General features: G+C 75.1%; 9 protein-coding genes. 6 read left to right on the forward strand and 3 right to left on the reverse strand.

The window, feature by feature from the left end; genetic code table 11:
- Positions 1-2: 2 nt before the first annotated feature.
- A complete protein-coding gene (locus tag LPU61_RS16865) occupies positions 3-1,493 on the reverse strand; it encodes a carbohydrate-binding domain-containing protein (protein ID WP_229405448.1) in 1,491 nt (496 codons plus the stop codon).
- 626 nt (positions 1,494-2,119) lie between these two features.
- Here LPU61_RS16865 and LPU61_RS16870 point away from each other — a divergent pair.
- From LPU61_RS16870 to LPU61_RS16880, 3 genes are all read left to right on the forward strand, one after another.
- Positions 2,120-2,593, forward strand: a complete 474-nt coding sequence (locus LPU61_RS16870) for a thioredoxin family protein (protein WP_229405449.1) — start codon at positions 2,120-2,122, stop codon at positions 2,591-2,593.
- 212 nt (positions 2,594-2,805) lie between these two features.
- Positions 2,806-3,246, forward strand: coding sequence for a DUF4395 domain-containing protein (locus LPU61_RS16875; RefSeq protein ID WP_077940181.1), 441 nt, complete (start codon positions 2,806-2,808; stop codon positions 3,244-3,246).
- A gap of 250 nt (positions 3,247-3,496) precedes the next feature.
- Positions 3,497-4,024, forward strand: a complete 528-nt coding sequence (locus LPU61_RS16880) for a flavin reductase family protein (protein WP_043968993.1) — start codon at positions 3,497-3,499, stop codon at positions 4,022-4,024.
- Here LPU61_RS16880 and LPU61_RS16885 read toward each other — a convergent pair.
- Positions 3,982-6,591, reverse strand: coding sequence for an AMP-binding protein (locus LPU61_RS16885; protein ID WP_229405450.1), 2,610 nt, complete (start codon positions 6,589-6,591; stop codon positions 3,982-3,984). The genes LPU61_RS16880 and LPU61_RS16885 overlap by 43 nt on opposite strands.
- A gap of 109 nt (positions 6,592-6,700) precedes the next feature.
- On the opposite strand from LPU61_RS16885, the gene LPU61_RS16890 reads away from it, so the two are divergent.
- From LPU61_RS16890 to LPU61_RS16900, 3 genes are all read left to right on the forward strand, one after another.
- Positions 6,701-7,744: an iron ABC transporter substrate-binding protein gene (locus LPU61_RS16890; protein WP_043968994.1), complete on the forward strand. Its 1,044-nt coding sequence runs from the start codon at positions 6,701-6,703 to the stop codon at positions 7,742-7,744.
- 62 nt (positions 7,745-7,806) lie between these two features.
- Entirely contained in the window at positions 7,807-9,339 is a 1,533-nt protein-coding gene (locus LPU61_RS16895) for an iron ABC transporter permease (RefSeq protein WP_229405591.1), read from the forward strand.
- Entirely contained in the window at positions 9,336-10,421 is a 1,086-nt protein-coding gene (locus LPU61_RS16900; RefSeq protein WP_229405451.1) for an ABC transporter ATP-binding protein, read from the forward strand. Before LPU61_RS16895 ends, LPU61_RS16900 begins: the two co-directional genes overlap by 4 nt.
- An 87-nt stretch (positions 10,422-10,508) precedes the next feature.
- Here LPU61_RS16900 and LPU61_RS16905 read toward each other — a convergent pair whose 3' ends face one another.
- The gene (locus LPU61_RS16905) at positions 10,509-11,087 is read right to left on the reverse strand and encodes a hypothetical protein (protein ID WP_043968996.1); all 579 of its coding nucleotides are present in this window, start codon (positions 11,085-11,087) and stop codon (positions 10,509-10,511) included.
- Positions 11,088-11,144 lie beyond the last annotated feature (57 nt).

Genomic DNA, 11,144 nt, shown 5'->3' on the forward strand with positions numbered 1-11,144 from the left:
GATCAGGAGCGGATCATGCCGCCGCTGTACTGGCCGGCGGTCACCCCGGTCAACACCCGGGTCGCGCCCGAGATGCTGCCGCTGGTGTACAGGCCGCCGACGTTCGTGCCGCTGACGCTGCCGCCGGTGTAGACGTCGTACCGCTGGCCGTTGGCGATGCGGTTCGACGAGATGACGACCTCCCGGAAGCTCTTCGACGCCCGGAACGAGGCCAGCACGGTGCTGCCGGAGACGACGTGCACGATCGTGTTGGCGGCGTAGGTGGTGCTGAACCGGGGGGCGACCCAGCCCTGGCCGGTGTTCGGCACCGCCTTGAACACGGCCATCGAGGTCAGGCCGGCACCCACCACCGTGCCGCCGGTGAAGGTGAGCGTCGCGTCGGTGTCGAGCGCGCCCTCGCCGCCGCCCCGGGTGCTGGAGCCGTTGGCGACCACCGTGCCGCCGGCGAAGGTGAGTTCGCCGTTGGAGTCGAATCCGTCGGTGCCGCCGGTGGCCACGACCGTGCCCCCGGTGACCCGGATGAACGCGTTCGGGGAGGGCTCCATGTGGCCGAGGCCCTCCTCGGCGGCGTTGACGGCGTCGTCGCTGGCCACGACGGTGGAGTTACCGCCGCTGATCGTCAGCTTCAGCGCCTCCAGCGCCTCGTACGACCGGGTCACGTTGATGGTGCCGCCGGAGATGTTCAGCGCGTTCTCGCCCTTGATGCCGTCGTCGGCGACGGAGACCGAGATCGTGCCGTTGGTGATGTTGACGACGCCCTTCCCGGCCTCCGTGTCGTTGGACTTGAGCCCGTCGCCGGCGGTCGAGGTGACGGTGATGGCGCCGCCGTTGACGGTGAGCGAGTCCTTGCCCCGGATGGCGTCGTCCACCGCGTTCACGGTGATCGTGCCGGACTGGATGACCAGGTCGTCCTTGCTGACGATGCCGTCCTGGTAGCGGGCCTGCACGGTCAGCGCCCCGGTGCCGCCGATGGTCAGGTCGGCGGCGCTGAACAGCGCGGCGTCCGGCTCGCCGGTGTTGGTGTAGGCGGTCGCGTCGGTGAGCCTGTTGGTGGTCCCGGCGGCCAACGTGACGGTGACGGCGTCGGCGTTGGTCACGTACAGCGGCGAGGACGTCGAGTTCGTGATCGAGGCGCCGCTGAGAATGAGCTCGACCGTTCCGGCGGCGGCGGTGTCCACCTTGACGTAGCCGTTGTTCAGCGTGCCGCTGATCTGGTACGAGCCGGGTGCCGTGATGGTGATGGCGCTGCCGGAGACGGTGACGTTGCTGCCCGATACGCTCGCGCTGGATCCGTTGAGGGTGATCGTGGCGGTCGGGGCGGCGATGGCGGCACCGGCGAGCGGGCCGGCCAGCAGGGTGGCCGTGAGCCCGGCGAGGACGGCGGTTCTGCGGGTGGTCGAGGTCATGGTGATCCCGTTCTTCGAGGGCAGGTGGATGCGGTCCTGAACGCCGGCTGTTCGGTAGGTGAACGGCCGGTGAATGCGCCATGGCATCGAGAATCATAAATAGGTGTTCGGTGGGGCAATAGGTCTCGCGGCGGAAAAGCGGGCCGTCGCCCCGAATGACAGGTGGCTGACAGCAAACGCTGACGGAATTCTGAGCTGCGGGCGCTTGACGCCACCCGGAACTCGCCTTCGGCGGCACCGTCGCCCCGGACGGCGTGCGAATCTTGGACAGTCCCGTCCGGGACGGACAGGAACTGTCCAAGAATCAGAGGACGGCCGGCGGCGGTCCGGCGCCCGGCGAGGGCGATGCGCCATCCGGCCGGCTCTGGCCGGGCGGGGTTGGCTCTGGCCGGGTGGGGCCGGCATCCGCCCACCCCTTTGCTCTGCACCCAAGGGCGCAACGCTTCACGCAGCGCAGCCGCGCGTCGACCCCCGCCACCCCTCGCTTCTCGCGTACGCACAGCTCAGGCTGCCTGCTGCGCGGATGGGTGCAGAGCAAAGGGGATGCGAGGCGTCAGGCGGGGTCGGGTGGATGTCACACAGAGTGATCATGGCTGCCCCTGCTAAGCCCGCCGTGGCCGACGCGGCGGCGGAACGGGCCGGGCGGCGGTGCCGGCGTTCCGCCATCCGGACCGCCGATGGGCGCTGACCTGGGCCTGTGGCACTCTGGACCGGTGCGGGACCAGACTCTGACCGGCGTGCTGCTGGTCGTCGGCGTGCTCGGCCTCGCCACCTGCTTCGGCTGGTGGCGACGCCGCCGCGACGGCCGCCTCCGGTCGGTCGCCCCCGCCCCCGGGGCCGGCACCGGCCCCGGCGCGCCACAGGACGCGCACCGGGCCCTGCTCGCGCGGCTGGGCGCGCGCCCCGGCGCGGTGACGATGGTCCAGTTCTCCTCGGCCGTGTGCGCCCCGTGCCGCGCGACCCGCCGGGTCCTCGAGCAGGTCGAGGCGGCCGTCCCGGGCGTCGTGCTGGTCGAGGTCGACGCCGAGCAGCACCTCGACGCCGTCCGTGAGCTGGACGTCTGGCGGACGCCGACGGTGCTGGTGGTCGACCCGGCCGGGCACGTGGTGCTCCGGGCGTCCGGGGTGCCCGTCCGGGACGACCTGGTGGCGGCCGTCGCGCCGCTGCTGGCCGGGGCCGACCGGTGACGATCACGCGGTCTTCCGCGCGCCGGTCGTCCGGGCCGCCGTCGGGGTCCGTGCCGCCGTCGGGGGCCGGTTCCGCGCGCGGGGCGCGACTGACCCGACGGCGGGCGGTGGACCACGGGCGGCTCGCGGCGAGCCTCTGTCCGGCGTGCCACGCCGCCTGACAGTCGCCCGCGCGCCACGGCGCGCCCCCTCGCCGAACGGACCCTTACGCCATGCTGCTCGACCCTCGCGGCCCTCGGTTCGCCGCCGCCGTCACCACCGTCGTCCTCGCCGCCGCGCTGATCACCGGCTCACTCGCCCTGGTGCTCACCCAGGCGGTGGTCTTCGCCGTCACGGCGGCGAGCCCGCGCCTCGGGCCGTACGCCCTGGCCTACCGGGCGCTGGTCGCGCCCCGGCTCGACCCGCCCGCCGAGCGGGAGCCGGCCGCCCCGGTGCGGTTCGCCCAGCTCGTCGGGTTGGCGTTCATGCTGCTGGCGGCCGTCGGGCACCTCGCCGGCCTGCCGGCGCTCGCCCTGACCGCCACGGCGGCGGCCCTGGCCGCGGCCTTCCTCAACGCGGCGTTCGACTTCTGCCTCGGCTGCGAGGCGTACCTCGCGCTGCGTCGGCTCACCGGGCGGCCCGTGCCCGCCCGGGTGCCGACCGGCCCGGCCTGATCGACTGCCCGCGTGGGGTCCGCTCCGGAGCCGGCGCGCGGCGGCCCGTGGCCGGGCGACCCGGCCGGCTCGGGGGCGTCCTGGCCGGCGTCGACGCGGCGGTGCCGAAATCCCTACTTTTCAAGTAGGGTTTGCGGGTGGTGGGGGTGGTCGGTTAGCGTCGGAGGCACCGGACGCCGCATCGATGTGCGTCCCGGCCGATCCGGGGCGGCCCACCCCGGGCTGCACCGTGCGATCCTGGGAGCCTCCGATGACCGCCGACCCGCAGCAGGGACCCATCGTCGATGCCGACACGACCTCGCTGCGGAGCGTCCTGCGCCAGCAGGCCAGCACCGTCACCGTGGTGACGGCCCCCGGGGCCACGCCGGTCGGCTTCACCGCGACGTCGTTCACGTCGGTGTCGCTGGAGCCGCCCGTGGTGTCCTTCTGCCTCGGTCTCGCCTCGTCGGCGTGGCCCACGGTGGCGCGCGCCCGGCACGTCGCGGTGCACCTGCTCGCCCAGCACCAACGGGATTTGGCGCGCACGTTCGCCGCCACCGGGATCGACCGCTTCGCCCACCCGACCCGGTGGCGGGTCGGCCCCGAGGCGGTGCCGATCCTCGACGACGCCCCGGCGTGGCTGCTCTGCCGCGTGGTGGACCGGGTGGTCGTCGGCGACCACGCGATCGTGCTCGCCGAGCCCGAACTGCTGCGGCACGCCGAGGTCGGCTCGCCGCTGCTCTACCACCGGGGCGGCTACGCCGGCGTCGACCCGGCAGACCGGGCCGCCGTGGCCTGAACGGCCCCGTCGAGCGGCGGCACCCGGCCGACGGGCGCGTCGCGTGTTGCCGCCCGGCCCCACGACCGCGCGACGTGCGGCAACCGCCGGGCCGCCACCCGGGCCAGCGCCGCGACGCCGACGCCGGCGACGAGCGACACCACCAGGGCGGCACCGCGCGAGACCGGCCCGACCACCGCCAGCACCTGCCAGTGGATCAGGTAGATGGCGAGCGAGCTGGTGGCCAGCACTCCGGCGACCCGGTTGAGCGTGCCCCGGCTGGGCAGCCGGGGCACCCAGACCAGCAGTCCGAAGCCGGCCGCGATCAACGCCTCCCGCCACGGCTCGCCGAAGAAGCCGGGCAGCGCGAGCAGGGCGGCCCCGGTCAACACGAGCCGCTGACCCGTCCCGCGGGCCCGCGCCGCCGCCCAGCCGAGCGCGAACAGCCAGAACACCACGACGGCGGACGGGACGTGGCCGTGCGTCGCCAGGCCGGGCAGGTCGTACCGGAAGGCCAGGCCGAGCGCGGCGACGGCGAGCGGCAGCCCGAACGGGTACCGCCGCTCGACGCGGTCGACGGCCGGCACGGCCAGCAGCACGACCGCGCCGAGCAGGATGAACACCAGCGCCTCGACGAACCAGAAGTGCCACTGCGTGGCCCCGTCGTGCGGCCCGAGGACGCTGTTGAGCAGCAGCACGTTGGTCAGCGTGTAGTCGCCGGTGACCGCGCCCGCCGCGGCGATCCACAGCGCCGACGGCAGCACGACCCGGCCGATGCCGCGCCCGACGGCGCGCAGCCGCCGGGCCCGCGGGACGTCGGTGAGCTGGAACCGGGCGAAGTTGAACCCGGCGACCGCCAGCAGCAGGTGCGCGCCGCCCTTGACGGTGAACAGCGGGATGTGCGACCCGACGATCACGACGATCGCCGCCGCGCGCAGTGCCACGCTGGTCTCCAGCACGGCCCGCCGGCCGGGCCGGGGCGCGGCGGTCGGCCGGGGCAGGTCCCGGATCGCGGTGGTGTGCCAGCCGGCGGGCAGGTCGCCGAGGGCCTCCTCCAGCCGCACCGACATCTCCACGTATGACAGCGAGTCGCCGCCGAGGGAGACGAAGCTGTCGTCCGGGGTGACGTCGTCGGTGCCCAGCACCCGCGCGTACAGCCGGCACAGGTCGGTGCCGTCGTCGCCGGACGGCGCGGCGGGCGCGGGGGCGGCGGCCAGGGCGCGCAGCGCGCCGCGGTCCGGCTTGCCGTTGCCCAGCCGGGGCAGCTCGGCGACCGGGTGCACCCGTACGGCCCGCGCCGGCAGCCCGGCCGCCGCGGCGGCGAGCCGGCGTACCCGCTGCGGGTCGGCGCCGTCGGTGGTCGCCACGACCAGCTCGCGGTCCGTGCCCACGCAGTACGCGGCGACGCCCCGCGCGGCCAGCCGCTCCTCCACCCGCGCCAGGTCGATGCGCAGCCCGAAGACCTTCGCGTACCCGCCGACCCGGCCCACGATCTCGTAGAGTCCGTCGGGGGCCCGGCGGGCCACGTCGCCGGTGCGCAGCTCCTCGACGGTGCGACCCAGCGCCAGGTCGGCCGGGGTCCGCGCGTAGCCGAGCATCACGTTGGGGCCCGTGTAGACCAGCTCGCCGGTGTCGGGCTCCGGCCGGTCGGGCAGCGGGCGCAACCGGAACGCGCCGCCGGGCACCGGCACGCCGATCGCCTCGGGCCGGGTCGCGGCCAGGCGCGGCGGCAGGTACGCCATCCGCGCCGTCGCCTCGGTCTGCCCGTACATGACGAACAGGTCGAAGCCCCGGCGCCGGCCGAGTTCCGCGTACCGGGTCACCCGCTCGGGATCGAGCCGCCCGCCGGCCTGGGTGACGTAGCGCAGGTGGGGCAGGCGCATCTGCGCGAAGCCGACCCGGTCCAGCAGCTCGAACGTGTACGGCACGCCGGCCAGGGCGGTGCCCCGGGCGGCGCGGAACAGCTCCCAGAAGGACGCGTCGGCCACCGACCGGTCGGTGAGGATCAGCGCCGCGCCGCGCAGCAGGTGGCTGTTGACCACGGACAGGCCGTAGCAGTAGTGCAGCGGCAGGGTGGTGGCCGCCCGGTCGGTGTCCCGGATGCCCAGGTAGCCGGCGATGGCCTCCGCGTTGGCCTGGAGGTTGGCCCGGGACAGCCGGACCAGCTTCGGTGACCCGGTCGAGCCGGAGGTGCTCAGCAGCAGTGCCAGGTCCGGGTGCAGCTCGTGCCGGCTGACGGGCCGCCGCTCGTCGACCGTGAGCGTCCCGCCGACGCGGCGCAGCACCACGTCCGGGTCGTACGCCCGCTCCAGCGCGGCCGTCGCCGCGTCGTTGTCGCCGGGCGTCAGCAGCAGCGGGTGCCCGGCGGTGAGCGCGGCGAGGTACGCGACCAGCTCGTCGACCCGGTTGGCCCCGGCGAGCAGCACCAGCCGCCGGGCGGTGCCGAGGCGGGCGGCGAGCGCGGCGACCCGGTCGGCCAGCTCCCGGTAGCTGAGCCGACCGTCGGCGGTGAGCACCGCGGGGCGGTCGCCGTGGTCGGCCAGGGCGGCGGCGAAGGGCACCGGCTCGACGGCGGGGGAGGCACGCATGGCGGCCAGGTTAGGGCAGCCAAACCTCAGTGAAAATCGGGGGAGGTGGACATCACTCCTGGTCACGGCGAAGATGGATTTGCCTCACGACTGCCAAGTAAGGTAATCCTTGCCTGTGCAAAAGCGTCTGAGCGTCGTACTGGCCACCGCCCTGGCGGGTCTGCTCTCCCTTGCCGCCTGCGGCGGCGACGAGGGCGACCCGGGCAAACCGGGCGACAAGCGGCTGACCATCTACAGCGGCCGCAGCGAGACCCTCGTCAAGCCGGTGCTGGAGAAGTTCGAGAAGTCCTCCGGCATCACCGTGGACGTCCGCTACGGCAGCACCGCCCAGATGGCGGCCCAGCTCCTCGAGGAGGGCGGGCGCAGCCCCGCTGACGTCTTCTTCGCCCAGGACGCGGGCGCGCTCGGCGCGGTCACCAAGGCCGGCCTGTTCGCGGCCCTGCCGCAGGACCTGCTCGACCGGGTGCCGGCCGCCTACCGGGCCGCCGGCGGCCAGTGGGTCGGCGTCAGCGGCCGGTCCCGGGTGCTGGCCTACAACGCCGACCAGGTGACGAAGGGCCAGCTCCCGAAGTCGGTGTTCGAACTGACCGACCCGACGTGGAAGGGCAAGGTCGGCGTCGCCCCGACCAACGGCTCCTTCCAGGCGTTCGTCACCGCCCTGCGGGTGCAGCACGGCGACGCGAAGGCCAAGGAGTTCCTGACCGGGCTGAAGGCCAACGAGCCGCAGATCCGCGAGGGCAACGTGCAGATCGTCGCCGACATCGACGCCGGAAAGCTGGCGGCCGGCCTGGTCAACCACTACTACGTCTACGAGCTGGCCAAGGAGCGCGGCGGCGACCCGGCCACCCTCAAGGCGCAGCTGCACTTCTTCCCCGACGGTGACACCGGCGGGCTGGTCAACGCCGCCGGCGTCGGCCTGCTCACCCGCGCCGGCACCGACCCCGACGCCCGGGCGCTGGTCGACTACCTGCTCGGCACCGAGGCGCAGACCCACTTCGCCACCCAGACGTTCGAGTATCCGCTGACCGCCGGGGTGCCGGCCGCGCCGGGCCTGCCGCAGCTCGCCGACCTCGCCGCCCCGAAGATCGACCTCAACGACCTCGACACGCTCGACGCCACCGTCACCATGATCAAGGAAACGGGGCTGGCCTGAACGGCGTGGCCACCGCCGACCGCCGGGCCCCCGCCGGGTCCGGGCGGTCGGCGCGTCGTGTCCTGCCCCGGCCGGGGCTGACCGCCGCGTCGGCCGCCGCCGTCGCGGTCGCCCTGCTGCCCCTGGTCTACCTCGCCGTGCGGGCCGGCGAGGCGGGCGGCGACCGGATCGCCGCCGAGCTGTTCACCCACCGGGTCGCCGTGCTCGCCGGGCGCAGCCTGGCCCTGGCGGCCGTGGTCACCGCCGCCTGCGTCGTCGTCGGCGTCGCCGCCGCGTTCCTGGTCGCCCGCACCGACCTGCCGGGCCGTCGCGCCCTCGGCGTCGTGGCGGCGCTGCCGCTGGCCGTGCCCACGTACGTCGCCGGGTTCGCCTGGACGGCCACCGTGGACGGGTTCGAGGGCTTCTGGGCTGCGGCGCTGCTGCTGACCGTCTGCTCCTACCCGTACGTCTACCTGCCGGCCGTCGCGGCGCTGCGCCGGGCCGACCCCGGGCAGGAGGAGGTGTCCCGCTCGCTGGGCCGGGGCCCCTGGGCGACCCTGGCCGGGGTGACGCTGCGCCAGATCCGGCCCGCCGTGGCCGCCGGCGCGCTGCTCGTCGCCCTCTACGTCCTGTCCGACTTCGGCGCGGTGTCGATCGTGCGGGTGGACACCTTCACCCGGGCCATCTTCACCGCGTTCAACCTGGGCTTCGACCGCACCGGCGCGCTGGTGCTCTCCACCGTGCTGGTGGTGCTCACTGTGCTGCTGATCGGCGCGGAGCTGGGCACCCGCACCCGCGACGCCCGCTACGCCAGCACCGCCGTACGCCCGCCCGCGCGGCTGGCGCTGCGCCGCTGGCGGTGGCCGGCCCTGGCCGCCCTGCTCGCCGTCGACGCGCTGGCCCTCGGCGTGCCGGCGTACGGGCTGGCCCGCTGGCTCGGCGCGGGCGTGTCCCGCCCCGGCTCCCTCGCCGAGGTCGCGGCCGCCGCCGGCGGGTCGCTGTCGGTGTCACTGGCCGGCGCGGCGTTCACCATGCTGCTCGCCCTGCCGCTGGGGCTGCTCGCCGCCCGGGCGCCCGGCCCGGTGACCACCGTGCTGGAGCGGCTCACCTACGTCGCGCACGCCCTGCCCGGCGTGGTGATCGGGCTGTCCCTGGTGTTCTTCGCCGTGAACGTGGCGTACCCGCTCTACCAGAGCGTCTGGCTGCTCGCGCTGGCGTACGCGACGTTGTTCCTGCCGCTGGCCGTCGGGGCGGTGGCGTCCGCCGCCGCGCAGAGCCCGCCCGCCGTGGAGGAGGCCGCCCGGTCGCTGGGCCGGGGCCCGTTCGCCGTGTTCCGCACGGTCACGCTGCCACTGACCCTGCCCGGCATCGGCGCCGGGGCGGCCCTGACGTTCCTCACCTGCATGAAGGAACTGCCCGCCACGCTGCTGCTGCGGCCGACCGGGATGGACACCCTGGCCACCGAGCTGTGGACGCACACCTCGACCGCCGCGTACGCCGCCGCCGCACCGTACGCGGCGCTGCTCGTCGCGCTCGCGGCCGTGCCGACCTGGCTGCTCGCGGCGCGCACCGGACTGACCGACGCCGGCCCGACCGCCCCCGGAGGCACCCGATGACCGAGACGATGCTGGCCGTGGCCGGGCTGACCAAGTCGTACGGGACGGTGCCCGCGCTGGCCGGCGTCGACCTCGCCGTGCCCTCGGGCACCCTGCTGGCCGTGCTCGGCCCGTCCGGCTGCGGCAAGACCACGCTGCTGCGCTGCGTCGCCGGGTTCGAGCGGGCCGACTCGGGCGCCGTCGCCGTCGCCGGCCGACCGGTCGCCGCCGACCGGGTGCACGTGCCGCCGCACCGCCGCCGGGTCGCCGTCGTGCCCCAGGAGGGGGCGCTGTTCCCGCACCTGTCGGTGGCCGACAACGTCGGCTACGGGCTGGACCGGGCGGCCCGCCGCAGCGGCCGGGTCGAGGAGGTCCTCGCGCTGGTCGGGCTCGCCGGCTACGGCCCCCGGATGCCGCACCAGCTCTCCGGCGGCCAGCAGCAGCGGGTCGCGGTGGCCCGGGCGCTCGCGCCCCGGCCGCCGCTGGTGCTGCTCGACGAGCCGTTCAGCGCCCTCGACGCGCAGCTGCGCACCGAGCTGCGCGCCGACGTGCGGCAGGCGCTGCGCGCCGACGGGGCCACGGCCGTCCTGGTCACCCACGACCAGGGCGAGGCGCTGTCCATGGCCGACGCGGTCGCCGTGATGGACGCGGGGCGCATCGTGCAGTGCGCGCCGCCCGCCGAGGTCTACCGCGACCCGGCGACGCCCTGGGTGGCCCGGTTCGTGGGCGACGCCGTGCTGCTGCCGGCCACCGTGGACGACGCGGTCGCGCTCACCCCGCTGGGCCGGCTGCCGCTGCGCGGCCCGGTGCCGGGCGGAGCCACGGCCGGCGCGGCGGCCCGCAGCGCCTCGGCGAGCGGGGCGGGGGGCGGTCGCGCGGTGACGGTGCTCATCCGGCCGGAGCAGATCCGGCTCGCCGCCAGCGGCGGGCCGCTGGCCACCGTGGTCCGGCAGGACTTCCACGGCCACGACGCGCTGACCACCCTGCGGCTCGACGACGGCACGGTGCTCACCGCGCGGACCCTCGACGAGGGGGTCACGCTCGCCCCCGGCGCGCAGGTCGCGGTGACGGTGCGCGGCGAGGTCCGCGCGTACGCGGGCTGACGCCTGTGGAGCGCAGGGTTCGGTGGCCGGTTGTGGTGGAATCGCGTCGGCGTGTCGTGCACCGGAGGCAGCCAGCGCCGCCGGTCGCTATCTCCTGGTGAGGTCGGCGTCGAAGTGGACGCCGGTGTCCGTGATCGCGGTGCCCTTGGTGGCGACGCGCAGGGCGTTCGGGCCCGTCGCCGTCACCGTGGCGGTCAATCCTTCCGAGCAGGTGATCGGCTCGCCGTTGGCCCCCTGCCCCTCGTCGATGGTGTGGTGCTTGTGGAGGTAGAGCTCGCCGTCGCCGTCGCCGACCTCGGTGAGGGTCCACGAGGATCGGCACAGGAGCCGGCCGTCCAGCTCCGATGACGTCTCGACGGCCTGTTGGCCCTGCTTCGCGCGCCTGATCGTCAGGGTGAGCGTGTGCTTCGGGTGCACGCACGCGGCGAGGATCGTGCCTGAGCAGGTCTCCTCGCCGGTCCAGGTGCCGAGGAAGTCGGCGGGGACGTCGTTGCAGCGGACGAACCGCCGGTCCGTCTTGTCGCAGATCCAGTCGCCCGAGTCCGGCATCAGCCAGGCCCCGACCGAGACGAGCAGGGCGGTGACGCTGACCGCCGCGGCGATCCACTCCCACGGCGGCCGGCTCCGTCGGCCGGTGTCCGGGGTGCCGTTGTCGTTCTCCGACATGGTGAGGGGCGACTCCTGTCCTGGTGCGCGGGCCGATCGGGCACGTTCCCCGCCGTC

Source organism: Micromonospora sp. NBRC 110038 (genome assembly GCF_020884815.1).
Lineage (GTDB): Bacteria > Actinomycetota > Actinomycetes > Mycobacteriales > Micromonosporaceae > Micromonospora > Micromonospora haikouensis.